1 protein-coding gene is annotated in these 231 nt (G+C 48.1%); it reads left to right on the top strand.

The annotated features are described in order from the left end of the window. On the top strand, positions 1-231 hold a 231-nt coding region (locus tag AAEY88_RS15705; RefSeq protein WP_350563892.1), incomplete at both ends, for a DUF305 domain-containing protein.

Genomic DNA, 231 nt, shown 5'->3' with positions numbered 1-231 from the left:
AGATAAACTTGATGGTCTATGGGGTTAGTGTGGTGTTATTTGCCTTTGGTCTATGGGGTGTGCGCTCGCAGCAAACTGTCGACCAAGTAGATTGGATGCAAGCCATGATTCCGCATCACTCTATTGCTATTTTGACCAGTGAGCGTGCCGATATAGAAGACCCACGGGTAAGAGAGTTGGCGGATGGCATTATCGAAGCACAAAAGCGTGAAATCGCTGAGATGCAAGCAC

The organism is Psychrobacter sp. CAL346-MNA-CIBAN-0220, from assembly GCF_040309805.1.
Classification (GTDB): domain Bacteria; phylum Pseudomonadota; class Gammaproteobacteria; order Pseudomonadales; family Moraxellaceae; genus Psychrobacter.
Note: the sequence above shows the minus strand (reverse complement) of the source record. Positions and strands in the feature narration are given on the sequence as shown.